Genomic DNA, 19,212 nt, shown 5'->3' with positions numbered 1-19,212 from the left:
TTACCCGTTTACCTTCTGATAAGCACGAACCATGGCATCGTAGAACTTATCGATAAAAACATGTTCTTTATAGTTCTGTACGTGACCAGGAATCTTCTGGCGGAATGACTCGTAATAGTCACGGTTAGTGATGAGCTTCTCTAGCTGGTCTGCTAGTGAATCTGAGTTATTAGGAGTGAATTTAGGCCCAGCATCACCGATTGCTTCAGGAAGGCCGCCGTGGTCAGCCACTAAAACTACGCAGCCTGATGCTGCTTCTTCCAGAGTGACGGTTCCAAAAGGTTCTGGGATTCGAGAAGGTACTACTGCTATAGCATTCTGATTCAGAATATCCGCGATATCGGTGCCGGTCTTCGGGCCGTGAAGTACTACATGATCCTGCAAGTTCAGCTCATTGATGATACGTTCCACCTCAGGCTGGTAATCTCCGCCGCCAATAATGGATAGCTTGGGAGATAACGCACGCGCAACGAGCTTTGAAACAGCTTCTAGAAGCAGGTCGATGCCCTTGTCATCGCTTAGACGACCCAGAAAAACGATAGAATCGGGATCGCGTTCCTCGGTGTTAGTGACCTTGAAGATATCGTCACGGTAGCTGTTATAAATGACTTCAGCTTTAGCGTTAACGTGTCCAGCAAGCACCTTAGAGTTACCCACGAGTAGGTCTGCTCGCTCAACCATTTTGTACTTGAGCCAGTACTTGATTTTTTCTACCTGGCTCAACTCCTGGTCAGGAAGAGTAATCCAAGTACGCAATGCAACGACCCAGGGCTTCTTCATAAAGATCTGGGGCCAGTAGAACTGCATGCAGGGGTTGTTATGGAATACTACATCTGCGCCTGCGATAGCTTTCCATAGCTGCATGGGACTAGGTTCGCGCAGAACCTTGAAGGGGAAAGTCTTGTCAGTCGCTTCTTCTTTGGTATGAGTTACCACAATGACTTCAGCGTTATGGCGCTCGACAAAGCCACGTGCGATAAGCTCTGCAGTAACTTCTACACCGCCAAAATCGGGGTAGAAGCGGTGAACCATGATGACGATACGCATTAGTTCTTGTTCTCTCGTTCCAAAGTAGTCAGTGCAGCTTCTTGTACCTTGCTGCGGAAGTTTTTCCACCTCAGTCTTTCGGCCTCTTCAAATGCCAGGTCCATATAAGAGCGGGCAGGGTCGTGTGTATCTTCTGCTTTTTTGAGTGCCTCTACAAGAGAATCAACAGAGCCAGCGGTTACTACAGTGCCAATAGACTCAGGCAACTGCATATCAACTAGGCCGGTATTTGAGCTTGCGATAAGGCGGCAGCCCTGAGCTAATGCCTCACTGAGTACTAGACCAAATCCCTCTACAAGTGAGGGCAGGACGAAGGTGTCAGCCTGTTGCATGAGCTTTTTAAGCTCTTCGTCTCCCACTCGACTCTTCAACTCAAAGTTCTCGAGCCCCTCAGCAAATGTTTGAATTTCGGGGTCTAGGCGTGATGCAACCACAGTCAACGTAGAGTTTCGCAGATTAGCCCGGCGCCAGGCCTCAATCAGATGGTGGAGACCCTTACGCGCAATACCCTGACCTACGAAAAGGAAGTTGCAGCGAGCGTCATGCTGATTAAGTGTAAAGCGAGTTACGGCGGGCCCCCCATAGGGAGCAATAGCCACCTTTTCCTCGGGCATTCCCTGTACGATTAGACCCTGTTTCGTGAAGGTCGAGGCACACAGGGCAGAATCTGCAAGAGCAACTTCCTCTGCATGGAGCGCCTGCATAGCGGGATTGAGCGCTTCGGCCTCTTCCTGCCAAGAGCGTACTCCTGCTAGCTCATCGATGCTCTGCAAGGTCTCAACGATGAAACCCGGTGAAGGGTGATACTGGAAAAGAATTCTTTTACCAGTGCTCGGCCCCTCGAACGCCCATTTGGCCGACCCTGAATACAACAATAAATCAGCTGTAGGGTTTTTCCGTGCCGCCTGAGCAATGGTTTTACCCAACTGCCTCTCTACGAAAAAGGTGGGGAAATCAGTTGAACGATCGATACGTCGCTTCACTTCGTAGGGCATCTGTGCCAGAAAAGCGCGGTGTGATTGGCGGACAAGTGATGGTGCAATGCCTTCACTCATACGATGCCCCAACGTGGGCAAAGACAGACCGACACCTTCATAGTAATCGGTAACAAACAACTCCAGCTGCCCAAGTTCCGCAAGTGCGAGTGGAACCTGGTAAGAGTCTCGGTCTCTATTCAGACCAACAATAAATCCCATATTTCCTCTTGGCTATAAGCCGTCCCTAATCTCGGTCAAGACTACCTGAACAAAACGATAGGTAAAGACGTAACAAAAATATATATCTTGTTATTTTGAACATGTATGCTTTTGCCACACATATACCGTCGTTGATTAATCCGCCAGTAGTTTTAACAGCATAAAATAGATAGCACAGAAGCCGTGCTAGCTCCTGCGCTATCTAATGTATGAAGAAATTAATTACTCTTCGTAGCCGCTTTCTTCACCTTCGGCTACGACAGGTACCAGTGACAGCTTGCCGCGGTCGTCGATCTTGGAGATCTCTACCTGGACCTTCTGGCCTACGCCGACGACGTCCTCGACGTCGTCTACGCGCTTGCCGTCGTTGAGCTTGCGCAGCTCGGAGATGTGCAGCAGGCCGTCCTTACCGGGGGTCAGTGAGACGAAGGCACCGAAGGTGGTGGTCTTCACGACGGTACCCAGGTAGCGTTCGCCGATCTCGGGAACCTGCGGGTTAGCAATCGCGTTGATTGCTGCGCGGGCTGCCTCTGCGGAGGGGCCGTCGGTAGCGCCGATGTAGACGGTGCCGTCGTCCTCGATGGAGATATCGGTGCCGGTGTCTTCCTGGATCTGGTTGATCATCTTGCCCTTGGGGCCGATGACCTCACCGATCTTGGCAACGGGTACCTGGACGGAGATGACGCGGGGTGCGTAGTCGCTCATCTCGTCGGGAGCGTCGATTGCTGCATTGATGACCTCGAGGATGTGCAGGCGGGCTTCACGAGCCTGGGTCAGGGCACCTGCTAGGACGGAGGCGGGGATGCCATCAAGCTTGGTGTCCAGCTGGATAGCGGTGACGAACTCGGAGGTACCTGCGACCTTGAAGTCCATATCGCCCAGGGCGTCCTCAGCACCAAGAATGTCGGTCAGAGCTGCGTAGCGGGTTTCGCCGTTGACCTCGTCGGAGACAAGACCCATGGCGATACCGGCGACGGGGGCGCGCAGGGGTACACCGGCGTTCAGCAGGGAGAGGGTTGAGGCACATACGGAACCCATGGAGGTTGAACCGTTGGAGCCCAGGGCCTCTGAAACCTGGCGGATCGCGTAGGGGAATTCCTCACGTGAGGGCAGAATCGGAGTGATCGCGCGCTCGGCGAGAGCACCGTGACCGATTTCGCGACGCTTGGGTGAGCCAACACGGCCGGTTTCACCGGTTGAGTAGGGCGGGAAGTTGTAGTGGTGGATGTAGCGCTTGGACTTGACCGGGTAGAGGGAGTCCAGCTGCTGCTCCATCTTGAGCATGTTGAGGGTGGTGACGCCCATGATCTGGGTTTCGCCACGCTCGAAGATAGCGGAGCCGTGGACGCGGGGCAGAACCTCAACCTCAGCAGTGAGCTGGCGGATATCGGTTAGGCCGCGGCCGTCAATACGAACCTGGTCGGTGAGGATGCGCTGACGCACAACGTGCTTGGTCAGGGCGTTGAAGGCTGCGTTGACTTCGTCTTCGCGGCCCTCGAATTCCTTGCCTTCTGCGGCCAGGGTTTCAATGATTTCCTGCTGCAGGTCAGCGGACGCGGTTTCGCGGTCCTGCTTACCGGCGATGGAGTAGACCTCAACGATCTTGGGCTCGAAAGCCTTGACTGCTTCGTCGATTTCTGCGGCGCGTTCACCGAAGATGGGCAGTTCCAGGGCGGGCTTGCCAGCGCGCTCAGCCAGGTCAGCCTGGGCCTTGCAAAGGGCAGCGATGAAGGGCTTGGCGGCTTCGAGGCCTTCAGCAACAACTTCTTCGGTCGGTGCGGTGGCGCCGTCTTCCTTGATGAGCTTCCAGGAGTTATCGGTAGCTTCCGCCTCAACCATCATGATGGCGACGTCTTCGGTGCCGTCAGCCTTGGTCACAACGCGACCGGCTACAGCCATGTCGAAGACAGCGTTCTCAAGCTGGGAGTGCTTGGGGAAGGCAACCCACTGGCCGTCGATTAGGGCGACGCGGACGCCGCCGACGGGGCCAGCGAAGGGGGCACCTGACAGGGTGGTGGAGCAGGATGCCGCGTTGATTGCGACGGTGTTGTAGATTTCGTCGGGCTCGATGGTGAGTACGGTGACAACGACCTGCACCTCGTTGCGGATGCCCTTCTTGAAGGCAGGACGCAGGGGGCGGTCAATCAGACGCGCAGCCAGGATCGCTTCGGTTGAGGGGCGGCCTTCACGGCGGAAGAAGGAGCCGGGGATTTTGCCGGCTGCGTACATGCGCTCTTCAACGTCTACGGTCAGGGGGAAGAAGTCGAAGCCGTCACGGGGGCTCTTGCCAATAGCGGTGGCGGAGAGCAGGGTGGTGTCGTCGTCGATGGTGACCAGGGCAGAGCCTGCGGCCTGCTTGGCCAGTCGGCCGGTTTCGAAGCGTACTACGCGCTTACCGAACTTGCCGTTGTCAATGATTGCTTCTGCAAACTGAATTTCGGGACCTTCCAAGGTTCCTCCATTTCTCTTGTCTGCGCCGCGCCTTCGGTCATCGATTGAGGCTCACAGACCCCGCCTGTGGGGCTTTCTGTAAACCGCTACCGAGGACCGTCAAAGCACGCGGCGACTTAGTTCTATTCTTGGGTGGTAGGTGTGGGTGAGGGCGTCACCGTCAGCCACGGGCTCCCGGCAAGGCAGCCGGATGCGTAGCTTGGGGTGTCGCCCTCACGCTCACAAACCTGGTGTTATCGGCGGATACCGAGACGCTCGATGAGGGCGCGGTAACGCTCGATGTCGACGCTCTTGAGGTAGCCGAGCAGGTTGCGGCGGCGACCAACGAGAATCATCAGACCACGACGTGAGTGGTGGTCGTGCTTGTGGAACTTGAGGTGTTCGGTCAGGTCGGTGATACGACGAGTCAGAACTGCAACCTGAACCTCGGGTGAACCGGTGTCACCTTCGTGGGTTGCGTATTCCTTCATGATTTCCTGCTTGATCTTGGGATCAAGAGCCATGGGTTAACTCCTAGAGTTAGTGCCGTGTACGGCCCGGTCAACATTTTTGCTGCCGGGTGGAGAGCCAAGGACGCCGGTGGGCGGCTTGGCCGCTGCAGGTAACTGCCACGGACTGCAGTCACATGCATAGTCAACTCTACAGTACAAGCCAGCTACCGGGAAGAGAGGCCCCGGTGGTAGCTTGCTCACCTGCCCGGGTTACTTCTTTTCCCGCCCAAAGGCCAGCGAGGCGAGCGCGGTAGCGCCGGTGACAGCGCAAACAGCGGGCCAGGGGCCAATTTTCTTGTGCAGGGCGTGGGAGTAGCCGAAGGCTCCCAGGTAGACGGCGGTGAGGGCGGCAGCGGTGCCGGTTCCGGCGTTCTTCTGCCATCCGGCAAAGGCTGCGGCACCGCCGGCGGCTAGGGCTACTCCGCCCAGGGCGCGGACGTTAGTAACACGGGCAACCTTGTAGCCACCCATCAGGCCGGCTGAGGCAGCAGCGGTGGGAATCAGTACGTTCATGGTTTACACTCCACAATCTTCTTGGGTTTCTTGAGCAGGTGAAGCAGGCTCACAGCGAAGCTGTTGGCTCGATAGAGTGAGCAGGTGCGTCAGCACACAAGAGCGAACGGAATCCGCCGCAAGGCGGGGCGTGAATCGTCTCGTGAGCGCTAGCGAACCAGACGAGAGGGTCGACAGCGAGCGTGAGCCTGTGCAACCTGCGGTGCACGAGCCTGCATGACCTGTCGAATATGCCTACAGTGAGTAGATTACTCCGCAGCTAGCGCTTGTGCCCTGAGCCTGGGAGAATAGTAAGCATGCAAATCACTGAGAATTTTGAGAAGCAGAAGACAAACGTTGAGTCTTTCGACCTGGATCATACCGCTGTGGCGGCACCCTACGTGCGCGTAGCTGACCGCAAGACCCTGCCGGGTGGGGACGTCCTGATTAAGTACGATGTGCGTTTCACCCAGCCGAACAAGGGGCACCTGGGCATGAAGGCGGTTCACTCGATTGAGCACATGACCGCCCACCACATGCGCAATCACACCGACGCTTTGATTGACTTCTCCCCCATGGGCTGCCAGACCGGTTTCTACGCCTTGACCCTGGGTCTTGAGCCTGCCGATTTCATGCAGGTTCTTGAAGCTACCATGAATGATCTGCTGGAGGCCGATGAGGTTCCGGCAGCGAACGAGGTGCAGTGTGGCTGGGGCGCTAACCACTCCTTGGAAGAGGCCCAGGCTGCGGTTCGTGCTTTTGTGGAGAAGAAGGACGAGTGGGAGCAGGTGATGGCCTAGTGTCGGCTTTTGCGCTCCCTTCTGGCTTTGAGAATGCCGCTATCGTGCAGGTAGCCATGGATGAAGAAGCTGCCCCCTTCCTGAGTAAGACCGAACCGGTCGGTGAGGGCTATGCCCTGGGTGAGGCTGTCTTCTACCCCCGGGTGCTTGCCACCGGTACTGACGAGTTGAAGATTCTGCTGGTGCGCTCCAAGATTGGCCTGGTCAATGCCGCTAGCGCCCTGACCGCTGCCCTGGCCCTGGTGCCCACCCCGCGCGTCATCGTGTCTGCCGGTACCGCTGGCGGCCTGCGCGCCGACGTGAATGTGGGCGCCCTGGCTATCGGCACCGACTACACCTACACGGACGCGGACGCCACCGCTTTCGGCTACGAGTTCGGGCAGATTCCAGGCATGCCCGCTACCTACGCCACCGATTCGGCGCTGGTTGAGAAGGCCCGCGCTGCAGCCGCGGCCTACACCGGTGAGGGCAGCCCCCTCTTTGGGCAGATGTTGGCCGGCGGTTCCTTCGTGACCGCCCACAATGTCAAAGACACCCGCCAGCTCTTCCCCCAGGCTCTGTCCACCGACATGGAAACCACCGCCCTGGCCCAGATTAGCTCCAGCCGTTCCCTGCCCTTCATTGCGGTACGCGGTATCTCTGACCTCTGCGGTCCGGCTGCCGACCAGGACTTCCACATGGACGCCCCCATCGTGGCCGAGCGGAGCGCCACCCTGGTGCTCGATCTGATTAGCCGCTAGCCCGCGTCCGCACCACTCCATCCGAGAGGAAAACCAATGCAAAACCATACCCTGCGCGACGGCACCTCTATCCCTCCCCTAGGGCTAGGTACCTATCCGCTCAATAACGTAGATGCCGAAATCGCTGTCTCTGAAGCTATCGCCCGCGGCTACCGCCTGATCGACACTGCGGTGAACTACGAGAACGAAGTGGGCGTTGCCCGCGGCGTGCTGCGCTCAGGCACCCCGCGCGATGAAATTTTTGTGCAGTCCAAGCTGCCGGGGCGCGACCACGGCTACGATACCGCCCTCCGTTCCCTCGAAGGCACCCTCAGCCGTATGGGTTTTGACTACCTGGATGCCTACCTAATCCACTGGCCTAACCCCTCCCAGGGCCTCTACGTCGATACCTGGCGGGCACTTATCAAGGCCCAGGAAGAAGGGCTGGTCAAGTCCATTGGCGTCTCCAACTTCCTGCCCGAGCACATCGACCGTCTGATTGAAGAAACCGGTGTAACCCCGGCCATCAACCAGATTGAGCTGCACCCCTACTCCCAAAAGCAGGACTGGGCCGCTTACAACTTCGACCACGCCATTTTGACCCAGTGCTGGTCGCCCCTGGGCCGCAAGACCGACCTGCTTAAGGACGCTGCCCTCGAAACTATCGCCGCTGAGACCGGTAAGACCGTGGCCCAGGTTATCCTGCGCTGGGAGGTCCAGAAGAACCTGGTGCCCCTGCCCAAGAGCTCCAATGCCCTGCGTATGGAAGAGAACCTGGCGGTCTTCGACTGGGAACTCACCGAGGAGCAGGTCGCCCGCATCGATGCGCTCGAAGCAGGCGTAGGCCGCGGCTTTGACCCGAATACTCACGAAGAGATGTAGGAAGAGACAGAGGAGGGGGGGCAGCCTCACGCTCGCTGCCGCGCACATCATCTCTCGTAGAAAAGTTCCCGGAATAAGAGTTCTTATTCCGGGAACTTTTCTCTGTGCTCTAGCTGATGCCAAGGATGGTTTTGGCCTTTTCAACATCGGCGTGCATCTGCTCAATGAGGGCTTCGACGCCGGTGTAGGCGACCATACCGCGCAGATAGTCCACAAATTCTAGGGTGACGTGTTGCCCGTAGAGGTTAAAGTCTTCCACCTTTTCTTCGGGGCGGCCGATTACGTGGGCTTCGACCTGGCGGGTGGTGATGCCCTCGAAGGTGGGGTTGGTGCCCACCGAAACGGCAACGGGGTGGCGGGTGCCCGCCTCGTCAATCAGCCAGCCTGCATACACTCCGTCGCCGGGGACCAGGCCGACCGAGTCAACGTCCATATTGGCGGTGGGAAAGCCGAGCTCGCGGCCGCGGGCAGCTCCGTGCACCACTTCACCGCTCATGTAGTGGTTACGGCCCAGAATTGAGGCAGCGTCAGCGACCCTGCCCTCAGCTAGGAGCTGGCGGATAGAGGTGGATGAGCAGCGGCGGTCATCGTGGGCAAGCAGGTCTCCAACCACTAGCACTTCAAAACCGTACTTGTGGCCAAGCTCTTTCATAGTGCTGAGGTCACCGGAGTTCTTGGTGCCAAAGCGCACATCGTCGCCAATAACCACAAACTTTGCCTTGAGAGCGTCAACGAAAGTACGTTTGACAAATTCTTCGGGGGTTTGGGCGGCAAAGGCAAGGTTGTAGTGCAGGAGCAGATAGTAGTCGACGCCGAGGTCGGCAAGAATCTGCTGGCGGCCGTCCTGCCCCATAATTTCAATATGTACCCCGGCTGGCCCGTGGACACGGGCGGGGTGGGGGTCGAAAGAAACCGCAACGGATGACAGGCCATGGACCCGGGCAGTATTGACCAGGGTGGAGAGCACTTTTTGGTGGCCGATGTGTACGCCATCGAAGTTGCCGATGGTGACCACGGTGGGGCCGAAGTCGGCGGGGATCTGGGCGAGATCGGTAAAGCGCTTCACGGTGCTCCTCGGTTGGGTTACTTCGTGTCTATACTACGCGTATTTGGGGGCTTCTGCTGAGGGGCGGACGGACGCGGGCCTCTAGCGGGTGCGGGCAGGGCGGGTTTTGTTGAGCCACCAGAGGCCCACCATGGGGAGAACCAAAGGGATATAGCCGTAGCCGGAGCCAAAGTGAGACCAGACGGAGGCCAGTTCAAAGTGCTGGGGTTGCAGGTAGGAGAAGATACCGATGAGGACCACACCAACCATTTCGATACCGACAGCAAGCAGCGAGACCTTCCATGCCCCCTCCCCCTTCTTGGCCAGGGCGATAGTGGCAACCAGGTAGATGAGGGCTGAGAGAGCTGACAGGCTGATGGAAAGCGGGGCTTCATCGAACTTACGGATGACCTGGTAGAGGGCCCGGGCCCCCGCCGACAGGGTAAAGACACCGTAGATCACCACGAGCAGGCGGCCGAAGCCACTGTTTTTCGTAGCGGCAGCTTTGTTCTGTGTTTGCTCCATTGTCTTCTTCCATCTCCCATGCAATGTTGATGCTGCTCTTATTGGCATTTCTGGCCTTAAGCGCAGGGCGTGCGCTTGTAGCCGACTGGCTGGGATGAGCGAGCATTTCCGCAAAGCGAAAAAGAAATCTTCGCGAATCAGCCGAGCCTGCGAGGCTACATGAATTGGGTGAGCGCCCCAGCGCGAGCCCAAGAAGGTTAGTCGGCAAGAGCGCACGTCCTGCGCTTACGTGTCTCTGCCAAACCGCCCTAATAGTAGTACCAGAGCATATTCATGCGGTGCACCATGATAATCAGCACCGGCCCGGTTAACCCTAGTACCAGGGTTGACCAGCGGGTGCGTTCGGCCAGGGACCAGATGAAGGTTCCTACTGGAATGATCATGGCGGTGAGCAGATATCCGTAGTATTCGAGCCAGTCGCCACTAGGCCCGTCTGTGAGGGTCTGCATAATGATGGAGCCAACCAGGTAAACAATCAGGAAGGCTTCAAGAACGATGACTGAACCCTGCGACCAGTCATCGGGGGCAGCACCGCGGAGGAATCTGGTGAGGCAGATCAGAAAAGAGGCGGTACCAAGGGCAAGGCTAATCCAGAACCAGAGGTCGAGTCCGGCAATCATCATGGTGTGGGGCTCCTAGAAGGTTCGACCGGCTTCGAAGACCAGCACGGGGGCGGCGACGTTTTCGCGGCGGAAGCGGGTGTTTTCGATGAGGGCTACGAGGGTACCGTCCGGGGCGAAGGCTGCGCTAATGCCGTCGGTGGTGGGTTTGTCGTGCCCGCCGGTGGAGCCGGTTGTGCGGCTGGGGCTAGCTGGCGCGCTGCCTTCAGTAGGGCTAATACGGCGGCCGTTGGCGAGGTCGGTTGCTTCGGCTGCGGTGAGCTGACGGACCTCAAAGAGACGGCGGGCTGCCTCTTCGATGGGCAGCAGCGGGGCTGGCTGTTCTGCCTCCCGCCCAGCGATGAGTTCGTCGAGGGTGTGAGCGTCTTCGGCGCGGATGTCGCCGATGGCGGTGCGGCGCAGGGCAGTAAGATGGGCGCCGGTTCCAAGGGCGGCACCCAGGTCGCGGGCTAGGGCCCGGATGTAGGTACCTGCTGAACATACAACGGTAACGTCGAGGTCGAGGACGTCGGCGCTCATCTCTTCGTCGCCTAGCTGGTAGCTAGCGGTGGAAGGACGCATCTGGTGCAGATCGAAAGAGTGCACGGTGATGGGGCGGGCGTCGAGCTCTACGTCTTCCCCTGAGCGCACGCGGGCGTAGGACCGCACCCCGTTCACTTTGATAGCAGAGACAGCAGAGGGTACCTGCATAATGTCGCCGGTAAGCTCGGCGATGTGCCGCCTGATGGCGTCCTCGCTCACGGCCGCTAGCGTACCCTCTTGAGCAATAGCGGTGGCGTCGCCGTCCGCGTCGTCGGTGAGGGTGGAGACGCCAAGACGAATTGTGGCGGTGTAGGTTTTAGTCTCCCCCACCACCCAGGTCAGTAGGCGGGTTGCCTTATTGACGCCAAGAATGAGCACCCCCGTGGCCATGGGGTCGAGGGTTCCAGCATGCCCAACTTTGCGGGTGCCAGCAATCCACCGCATCTTGGAAACCACATCGTGGCTGGTTAATCCGGCGGGTTTATCAACAACGATCAGGCCCGAGGGCCCGGTAGGTGCTTTCTTGGCCACGGTTTAGGCTTCGTCTTCCTCAGTGTCAGTGTTCTTGTAGGCGTCCTCGCCACCGGCGTATTCGGCGCCTTCACGGGCAGCAGCCAGTTCGGCGTCGCGTTCCTTGGTCTTGCGCAGCAGGTCTTCGATGTGGGCTGCGTTGACGGGCACTTCGTCGGGCACAAAGGTGAGGGTGGGGGTCAGACGCGCGGTAATGTTCTTGCCAACTTCTGAGCGCAGGATGCCCTTGGCTGATTCGAGGGCGGCCTTGGTGGAGGCCTGCTCTTCTTCCGAGCCGAAGACGGTGTAGTAGATGGTGGCGTGCTGCAGGTCGTTGGTGACGCGGGCGTCAGTGACGGTGATGAAGCCGAGGCGGGGGTCCTTGATGCGGCGTTCAAGGGCCTGGGCAACGATGACCTTGATGCGGTCTGCTAGGCGGGCGGCGCGTGCCGGATCTGCCATGATGTTCTCCTTCTCTAGAGAGGTGTCTATGTTAAGTGTAAAGGCACCCTAGGGTTCGCGGCGAAGCTGCTATCTTGGCGGCTGGCGCGAATCCTAGGGTGCTTTTGAAGAGCTAGGTTGCTTACCCAGTAGGCCTACGGGGCTGAATACCCCAGATCCGGCTGGCCGGGTCTGGTGTTAAGGGATGCCGGCAGGTGGGGCGTCCCGCCCGCCGACGTCCTTAATAATCAACCAGGTAGAAGCCTAGACGCGGGGCTTTTCCTGCATCTCCCAGGTTTCAATGACATCGCCTTCCTTGATGTCATTGAAGGAGCCCAGACCGATACCACACTCGTAGCCTTCGCGTACTTCGGTGGCGTCGTCCTTGAAGCGGCGCAGGGATTCGATGGTGAGGTTATCGGCGACAACCGCACCGTCGCGTACCAGGCGGGCCTTGGAATTGCGCTTGATGATGCCGGTCTTGACGATGGAACCTGCGATGTTGCCCCACTTGGAGGAGCGGAAGACCTCGCGGATTTCGGCAGAACCGAGTTCGACTTCTTCGTATTCGGGCTTGAGCATACCCTTGACGGCAGCTTCGACTTCTTCGATAGCGCGGTAGATGACGGAGTAGAACTTCATTTCTACGCCTTCACGGTCGGCAAGTTCTGCCACGCGTTCGGCGGGGCGCACATTGAAGCCGATGATGATTGCGTTATCGACAGTTGCCAGGTTGACGTCGTTCTGGGTGATAGCACCTACACCGCGGTGGATGACGCGCAGCTGAACTTCGTCGCCACCTGCCTCAATCTTCATGAGGGACTCTTCCAGCGCTTCAACAGCACCGGAGACGTCGCCCTTGATGATGAGGTTGAGGGTGTCCATCTTGCCTTCGGCCACGGCGGCGTCGAAGGATTCGAGGGTAACGCGCTTGCGACGCTTGGCCAGCTGGGCGTTGCGGTCGGCTGCTTCACGCTTTTCAGCGATCTGGCGGGCGGTGCGCTCTTCTTCGGTGGAGAGGAAGGTGTCGCCTGCACGGGGTACGGTGTTGAGACCCAGTACCTGAACGGGGCGTGAGGGGCCAGCTTCTTCAACGTTGTTGCCGTTCTCATCGAACATGGCGCGAACGCGGCCATAGGCGGAGCCTGCAACGATGGCGTCGCCAACGCGCAGGGTACCGGACTGGACGAGGACGGTGGTGACGGCACCGCGGCCCTTGTCGAGGTTAGCTTCGATGGCTACACCGCGGGCTTCCTTGTTGGGGTTAGCCTTCAGTTCCAGTGCGCCGTCGGCGGTCAGGGTGACAGCTGCCAACAGTTCGTCGATGTTCTTACCCTGGCGGGCTGAGACCTCTACGAACATGGTGTCGCCACCGTATTCTTCGGGTACCAGGCCGTATTCGGTGAGCTGACCGCGAATCTTGTCGGGGTTAGCGCCTTCCTTATCGATCTTGTTGACGGCAACAACGATCGGTACGTTAGCGGCCTGGGCGTGGTTGAGGGCTTCAACGGTCTGGGGCATAACACCGTCGTCCGCTGCGACAACCAGGATCGCGATGTCGGTGACCTTGGCACCGCGGGCACGCATGGCGGTGAAGGCCTCGTGACCGGGGGTGTCGATGAAGGTCAGGTAGCGCTCTTCGCCATCAACCTCGGTGTGGATCTGGTAAGCACCGATGTGCTGGGTAATGCCGCCGGCTTCACCGTCGATGACGTTGGTGTTGCGGATGGCATCGAGCAGACGGGTCTTACCGTGGTCGACGTGACCCATGACGGTGACAACGGGCGGGCGTACTTCAAGTACTTCGTCGTCCTCAGCCTCGGCTTCGGCAGCCAGGTTGATGTCGAAGGATTCGAGCAGTTCGCGCTCTTCGTCCTCGGGGGAGACAATCTTGACGACGTAGCCAAGTTCGGCACCGAGCAGCTCGAAGGTCTCCTCGTCGAGGGACTGGGTCTGGGTCGCCATTTCACCCAGGTGAATCAGAACGGTCACCAGGGCTGCGGCGTTTGCGCCAATCTTCTCGGCGAAGTCCATCAGTGAGGCACCGCGACGCATACGAATCTCGGTGGTACCGTCGCCATGGGGTACGGCTACGCCACCGATGGTAGGCTGACGCAGCTGCTCTTCACGACGCAGAGCTGACTTAGTCTTGCCCTTCTTCTTTTTGCCGCCACCGCGACCGAAAGCACCCTGGGCGTTGCCGCGACCGCCGCCGGGGCCACCGCGACCGGGACCGCGGTTGAAGCCGCCGCCACCGTTACCGCCGCCGGGACCACCTGAGCCGCGACGGGGGCCGCCACCAGCAGGAGCACCGGCACCGCCACGGGCACCGACATTACCGCTCATCTTGGTGGGCATCATGTTGGGTGAGGGGCGGTTGCCGCCACCTGCGGGTGCGGGGCGGGGTGCACCGCCAGCAGGACGGGGGCCGCCAGCACCAGCGCCTGCAGGGCGAGGTGCGTTGTTGCGTCCGCCTGCGGGTCGGGGGCCACCGGCACCTGCACCGGCAGGACGGGGGCCGCCGGGGTTATTACCGCGGGCGTTACGGCCGCCTGCGGGGCGGGGACCGCCTGAACGCTCGCCGCGGTCATTACGGTCGTTGCGCTTGCCCATGCCCTGTGAGGGGGCGAAGGGGTTGTTGCCGGGGCGGGGGCCGGGCTTAGCGCCAGCAGGCTTGGGGGCCGCGGGCTTGGGAGCTGCCGGCTTAGGAGCAGACATACCCTGAGTGGTTGAGAAGGGGTTGTTGCCGGGGCGGGGGCCAGCGGGCTTCGCGGCGGCTTCCTTCTTCTCAGCGACAGGTGCAGCTTCAGCTGCGGGCTTGGGGGCAGCAGGAGCTGCCGGGGTGGCAGGCTTGGGAGCTGCGGCACCGGGCTTAGGAGCACCTGCGCCAGGCTTAGGTGCGGATGCACCGGGCTTGGGAGCTGCTGCCTTGGGGGCTGCGGCGTCCTTCTTCTCGGCTGCGGGAGCCTCTGCAGAGGCAGCAGCCTTGGGGAAGGCGGCACGCAGTTTCTTTACAACGGGCGGTTCAAGGGTAGATGATGCACCCTTGACGAACTCGCCAAGTTCCTGAAGCTTTGCGACAGCTTCTTTTGAGGGGATTCCGAGTTCTTTAGCGATCTCGTGAACGCGGGGCTTAGCCACTTTTCTCCTGTTCTGGTTCGCACCGAACAGGGGCGAACCTTCAGTTTGTATGAGGTGTCAGCTGGGTTGCAGCTGGGTTTTTGCCGGTGGGCGAGCACAGGAAAGTACTCATTGCGCGGCACTCATCGGGTTTCCATCAGTTTTCTGACTCGCTTTCGTACACAGTAAGTCGTCAAACTCGTTGACATTGTTGGTTCGCCACCCCTGGCGGGGTTGAACCGGTGCCCCACTATGCTGGGATCACCAGTTCCTTGGCTTCGACCCGGGTTCTAAAGGCCCTGGCGAGCGCATTTTTTTTGAGCGCTTGGGCAAGGCATTCGGGTGTGTGGTGGAGCCAGGCTCCACGCCCCGGGAGGTTTTTGGCCCGGTCAAAGACTGCACGCGGTGGTTCAGTCTGAGTCAGGGCGATACGGACGAGGTCGTGGGCGGGTGCTGTGGTTCGGCAGCCAATGCAGGTGCGGACGGGGGTGTGCAGCTGGGGCGCTCCCTTCGTGTTGTTGACCTGTTTACGGCCAGCTCATGAGCGCGAGCTGGCAGGCATGGCTGGCTACTGACCAGTCATGAGCACTCTATGGTGATGTGACCTCTATAGACCAGTTTAGCCCCCTTGCGGGGGCTAACGGCAAATATGTTAGTCAGCTCTCTTATTCAGCGTCAGCTTCGGGCGTTTCTTCAACGCTTTCTTCCTGGGCTGCTCCGGCTGCTGCCATTGCGGCTTCGTATTTGGAGGCTGAGATGATGTCGATGCGCCAGCCGGTGAGCTTAGCGGCCAGACGGGCGTTCTGCCCCTCCTTGCCGATGGCTAGGGATAGCTGGTCATCGGGCACGATAGCACGGGCTGAGAAGGTCTTGCGTTCAGTGACGGTAACTTCGCTGACCTGAGCCGGTGAGAGAGCTGCGGCAATGAACTCTTCGGGGCTCTCGGAGTGGTCAACGATGTCGATCTTCTCATTGTTGAGCTCACCCATCACCGCACGAACTCGGGCACCCATCTCGCCGATGCACGAGCCCTTGGGGTTAACACCGGGCTTGGTGGCGCGTACAGCAATCTTGGTGCGGTGGCCGGCTTCTCGGGCAATGGCCATGATTTCAACTGAGCCATCGGCGATTTCGGGAACCTCATGCTCAAAGAGGCGACGCACCAGGTTGGGGTGGGAGCGGGAAAGCACGATGGAGGGACCCTTGGGACCACGCCTGGCTTCTAGTACGTAGGCGCGGATGCGGGTGTTGTGGGCGTAGCGCTCACCGGGTACCTGCTCGGCGGTAGGGAGAACAGCTTCAAGGGTGCCGAGGTCGACGTGAATCATGCGAGGGTTGGGGCCCTGCTGAATAACGCCTGAAATCAGCTGACCCTCGCGGTCTTTAAACTCACCGAGCACGGCTGAATCCTGGGCATCGCGCAGACGCTGCTGGATGACCTGACGGGCAGTAGAAGCCGCGATACGACCAAAGTTATTGGGAGTATCGTCGAACTCACCGATCTGCTGGTCGTTCTCATCGAGTTCAGGAGCCCAGATAGTGACCTTACCGCTGGTGCGGTCAAGCTCTGCACGTGAGCCACGGATGGCACCGGGCTGCTTCTGGTAGGCCAGCAGGATGGCGCTCTCAATCATCGGGATCAGGTTGTCGATTGAGATGTCGCGCTCTTTTTCGAGCAGGCGGAGGTTGCTCAAATCAATGTCCATGGTTGGCCCTTCCGTGTAACACGGTGCCGGGGCAAAAAGCTCCGGCACCGTTTGCGGTGTATGTTCGCGCGCCTAGGCACGCGGCCTCAAAAGTATTGAGTTGTGGTCTTGTTTCTTTATTCTAGCGAGTACTTGCTAGCGGTTGAATTCAATTTCTACCTTTGCGGCAGAAATTGTGACCCAGGGCAGGGTGACGGCATCGCGGTAGCTCTCGGGCTGGCCCTTCTTGGTTTCTTTCTTCCGGCGCAGGACCGGGCCTTCCTCGGTCACAAAATCGAGTCGGGCCAGGTACTTCTCTCCCCCGGTCTCAGTGATCTCAATGAGACGATCGATAGACCGCTTCCAGTGGCGGGTCTCAGCCAGAGGGCTGGTCACACCGCGGGAGGAAACCTCTAATGAGTAGGGCACTTCGCCATCGTCAGCCACATCCAGGGCAGACGATAGGGCTTGCGACACCTCAGCGATAGTATCGAGTGACAGGGCATCGGTGCGGTCCTCGGGGTAGTCCACCACAATCTCCAGGGTACGGTTAGCCCCGCTTCCCCTAGCGGTCAGTTTCTCCAGCACCAGTTTGAAGTCCTGCTCCACGACCTGGGTGACGGCCTCGCGCACACCCTCAACACTCACAAAGCTACCTGCGGGAGCCTTTTGGGTAATGCCCTGCTCAGCGCGGGCAGCGGCCCGGCGCTCGCGGGCGTTGGGGGCGTCCTTTTTGCTGGCTTTGGGTGATGCCATCGCGCGTAACTCCTGACGTTGAGGGGCAAGTAGATTTATTCAAGCCTATCACTCGCACCTAACCCCGTTGCCGGGAATTCGCTGAGGGCGGGCGGGGTAGCTGACTTTTTGGCAGAATGGGAGGTGGGCTTTAGCCCGCCTCTATCGTGTGGAAGGTTGCTCCCTATGAATCGCTCTGTCCGTCTGGCCCCGGTACTCGCTGCCATTTTTTTAGCTGGCCTGCTGGTGGTGCTCCTTGCCCTCGGGTGGTTTTCACAGCGCCAGGCAGAGCAGGTGAGGGCCGAGCTTCTCGATCAGAGCACCATGGCTGCCCAGCTGACCGCCCTGCAGCAGGCTGCCGATGATTCGGGCAAGACCGAACTGAGCCAGGCAAGCCAGAGCGCTCTTGAGTCCCTGGCTCCCGCGGTTCAAGATGTGACTGTCACGGACTATGAGCCTGTTGAACAGCAGCTACAGAGCACGGTTTCAGCCCTGCTTGAGGTAGGTTTTACAACCCAGGACGCCGGTGATCGGGCCCGGGCTCTCACCGCCGTTGTTGATGTGTGGGGCGCGGCCCAGCAGGACGAGCTGACTGAGCAGGCCTACCCTGACGCTCTCTCCGATGAGCTAGAGCAAGTGACTAGCTACAGCTGCGGTGATGAGCAACTTACTGCGGGCGTCACTGATTCTTCTACCGCTGGGCAGGTAGCCCAGCCTGCCTCGCTGCTTCCCCTGCAAGAGAGTATCTACCAGCTCAACTACGTTAGCGAAGTGTATCTTGCCCGGGCGGAGCAGGGCTATGCACCCGTAGCGGAACAGGCTGCTCAGCTGGCACTCGCTACAGACCGCATAGGGCAGCTAGCTGCCCCCGTCCTGACCTGCTACGGGGCCTTTGAGGCGCCGGCGGCGTCCTACCCCCTCGCCGAAGCAGCGGACGCACCCCAGCAACTCACCGACTTCACCGCGGCTCTTGAGCAGAATGCGAGAGCAACCCTAGCTGACCAGACGCTTGCCACCTCGGCGGACGACATCAAAGCTCTCGCCCTCATTCTGGCCCTCGACAGCCAGGAGCTTGCCGCTTAAAGGGACCCCAGAATATCGGCACCCAGCTTGATAATGAGGGCGCTCACCACCGCGATCATCATCCAGCGGATAAAGCCGTTTCCACGGGCCAGAGCCGTGCGTGCTCCAAGGTAGCCACCCACCATATTGGCCATACCCAGAAGCAGGCCAAGAACCCAGACCTGCTGGCCTGCCACCGCAAAGAGCACCAGGGCTCCAAGGTTGGTAGCGGCATTAATAATCTTGGTCTGGGCAGTTGCCTGCAAGAAGCTATAGCCCATCAAAGACACCATAGCCATCATCAGAAAAGAGCCGGTACCAGGCCCGAGCAGACCGTCGTAAAAACCGATGCTTGCACCGATGCCTAGACCCACCATCAGGTGTTTCAGGCCCTGGTGTTTGAGCTGGGTAAGCTCACCCAGCGACGGCTTGAAGACGGTGTAGACCAGCACAGCCAGTAGAGCTAGCACAATGATGGGTTTGAAGAGCTCTTCGGGCAGGGCTGTGGCAACCAGGGCCCCGCCCATGCTGGTCACAAAGGCCAAGGACGCCGCTGGCAGCACAGTGCGCACATCGACCGGGGTGCGCCGCAGGTAGGTTGCGGCACTGGTAAGGGTGCCAAAGACAGACCCCAGTTTATTAACAGCCAGGGCTTGCACTGGCGATAGCCCCGGAACCATGAGCACCGCGGGAAGCTGAATCATGCCACCGCCGCCGACCACGGCGTCCACCCATCCAGCAGCCAGAGCCGCTAGCAGGAGCAGAAGTAGCGTGAACGGTTCTAGGCCAAGGGCCTCAAGACCAAGAATTTCTAACACGCTATAGGCCTTTCCTGAAAGTGGGGTTAAAGCACAAGGTACCACCTACGT

19 protein-coding genes are annotated in these 19,212 nt (G+C 59.3%); 4 read left to right on the top strand and 15 right to left on the bottom strand.

What is annotated here, in order from left to right; genetic code table 11:
* The 5 genes from ACRCJM_RS09215 to ACRCJM_RS09195 form a co-directional block, all read right to left on the bottom strand.
* Complete coding sequence (locus tag ACRCJM_RS09215) at positions 1–1,047, bottom strand: glycosyltransferase family 4 protein (RefSeq protein WP_431464685.1); 1,047 nt, start codon at positions 1,045–1,047, stop codon at positions 1–3.
* Complete coding sequence (locus tag ACRCJM_RS09210; protein ID WP_431464684.1) at positions 1,047–2,243, bottom strand: glycosyltransferase family 4 protein; 1,197 nt, start codon at positions 2,241–2,243, stop codon at positions 1,047–1,049. The genes ACRCJM_RS09215 and ACRCJM_RS09210 overlap by 1 nt, the downstream gene beginning before the upstream one ends.
* A gap of 222 nt (positions 2,244–2,465) precedes the next feature.
* A complete protein-coding gene (locus tag ACRCJM_RS09205) occupies positions 2,466–4,694 on the bottom strand; it encodes a polyribonucleotide nucleotidyltransferase (RefSeq protein ID WP_431464683.1) in 2,229 nt (742 codons plus the stop codon).
* 233 nt (positions 4,695–4,927) lie between these two features.
* The gene (gene rpsO / locus ACRCJM_RS09200; RefSeq protein ID WP_135012745.1) at positions 4,928–5,197 is read right to left on the bottom strand and encodes a 30S ribosomal protein S15; all 270 of its coding nucleotides are present in this window, start codon (positions 5,195–5,197) and stop codon (positions 4,928–4,930) included.
* Positions 5,198–5,395: 198 nt separating this feature from the next.
* Positions 5,396–5,698, bottom strand: coding sequence for a hypothetical protein (locus tag ACRCJM_RS09195; protein WP_237197247.1), 303 nt, complete (start codon positions 5,696–5,698; stop codon positions 5,396–5,398).
* A gap of 296 nt (positions 5,699–5,994) precedes the next feature.
* On the opposite strand from ACRCJM_RS09195, the gene ACRCJM_RS09190 reads away from it, so the two are divergent.
* Genes ACRCJM_RS09190 through ACRCJM_RS09180 form a run of 3 tightly spaced genes read left to right on the top strand, consistent with a single transcriptional unit; the run spans position 5,995 to position 8,078 of the window.
* Positions 5,995–6,477 (top strand): S-ribosylhomocysteine lyase, encoded by a 483-nt coding sequence (locus tag ACRCJM_RS09190; protein ID WP_237205511.1) that lies wholly within the window; start codon positions 5,995–5,997, stop codon positions 6,475–6,477.
* Positions 6,456–7,217: a 5'-methylthioadenosine/S-adenosylhomocysteine nucleosidase gene (mtnN, locus tag ACRCJM_RS09185; protein WP_431464682.1), complete on the top strand. Its 762-nt coding sequence runs from the start codon at positions 6,456–6,458 to the stop codon at positions 7,215–7,217. The genes ACRCJM_RS09190 and mtnN overlap by 22 nt, the downstream gene beginning before the upstream one ends.
* Before the next feature lie 36 nt (positions 7,218–7,253).
* Entirely contained in the window at positions 7,254–8,078 is an 825-nt protein-coding gene (locus ACRCJM_RS09180) for an aldo/keto reductase (protein WP_431464681.1), read from the top strand.
* Positions 8,079–8,187: 109 nt separating this feature from the next.
* Here ACRCJM_RS09180 and ACRCJM_RS09175 read toward each other — a convergent pair whose 3' ends face one another.
* The 9 genes from ACRCJM_RS09175 to rimP form a co-directional block, all read right to left on the bottom strand.
* Positions 8,188–9,144: a bifunctional riboflavin kinase/FAD synthetase gene (locus ACRCJM_RS09175; protein WP_431464680.1), complete on the bottom strand. Its 957-nt coding sequence runs from the start codon at positions 9,142–9,144 to the stop codon at positions 8,188–8,190.
* Positions 9,145–9,225: 81 nt separating this feature from the next.
* Entirely contained in the window at positions 9,226–9,648 is a 423-nt protein-coding gene (locus ACRCJM_RS09170; RefSeq protein WP_431464679.1) for a hypothetical protein, read from the bottom strand.
* A gap of 248 nt (positions 9,649–9,896) precedes the next feature.
* Positions 9,897–10,271, bottom strand: a complete 375-nt coding sequence (locus ACRCJM_RS09165; RefSeq protein ID WP_237692981.1) for a hypothetical protein — start codon at positions 10,269–10,271, stop codon at positions 9,897–9,899.
* A 12-nt stretch (positions 10,272–10,283) separates the two neighbouring features.
* Positions 10,284–11,321, bottom strand: a complete 1,038-nt coding sequence (gene truB / locus ACRCJM_RS09160; protein ID WP_431464678.1) for a tRNA pseudouridine(55) synthase TruB — start codon at positions 11,319–11,321, stop codon at positions 10,284–10,286.
* A gap of 3 nt (positions 11,322–11,324) precedes the next feature.
* Positions 11,325–11,762: a 30S ribosome-binding factor RbfA gene (rbfA, locus tag ACRCJM_RS09155; protein WP_431464677.1), complete on the bottom strand. Its 438-nt coding sequence runs from the start codon at positions 11,760–11,762 to the stop codon at positions 11,325–11,327.
* A gap of 243 nt (positions 11,763–12,005) precedes the next feature.
* Complete coding sequence (gene infB, locus ACRCJM_RS09150) at positions 12,006–14,882, bottom strand: translation initiation factor IF-2 (RefSeq protein ID WP_431464676.1); 2,877 nt, start codon at positions 14,880–14,882, stop codon at positions 12,006–12,008.
* Between the two features lie 229 nt (positions 14,883–15,111).
* Entirely contained in the window at positions 15,112–15,333 is a 222-nt protein-coding gene (locus ACRCJM_RS09145) for a YlxR family protein (protein ID WP_272878328.1), read from the bottom strand.
* Positions 15,334–15,526: 193 nt separating this feature from the next.
* Positions 15,527–16,567, bottom strand: coding sequence for a transcription termination factor NusA (nusA, locus tag ACRCJM_RS09140; RefSeq protein ID WP_431464675.1), 1,041 nt, complete (start codon positions 16,565–16,567; stop codon positions 15,527–15,529).
* A 135-nt stretch (positions 16,568–16,702) separates the two neighbouring features.
* On the bottom strand, positions 16,703–17,302 hold the full coding sequence (gene rimP / locus ACRCJM_RS09135; protein ID WP_431464674.1) for a ribosome maturation factor RimP: 600 nt from the start codon (positions 17,300–17,302) through the stop codon (positions 16,703–16,705).
* 165 nt (positions 17,303–17,467) lie between these two features.
* On the opposite strand from rimP, the gene ACRCJM_RS09130 reads away from it, so the two are divergent.
* Positions 17,468–18,364, top strand: a complete 897-nt coding sequence (locus ACRCJM_RS09130) for a hypothetical protein (protein WP_431464673.1) — start codon at positions 17,468–17,470, stop codon at positions 18,362–18,364.
* Here ACRCJM_RS09130 and ACRCJM_RS09125 read toward each other — a convergent pair.
* Entirely contained in the window at positions 18,361–19,161 is an 801-nt protein-coding gene (locus ACRCJM_RS09125) for a TSUP family transporter (RefSeq protein WP_431464672.1), read from the bottom strand. The two genes, ACRCJM_RS09130 and ACRCJM_RS09125, sit on opposite strands and share 4 nt — an antisense overlap.
* Between the last annotated feature and the right edge of the window lie 51 nt (positions 19,162–19,212).

It is taken from the genome of Rothia sp. L_38, assembly GCF_050689125.1.
GTDB lineage: Bacteria > Actinomycetota > Actinomycetes > Actinomycetales > Micrococcaceae > Rothia.
This window is presented reverse-complemented; position numbering and strand designations above follow the sequence as displayed.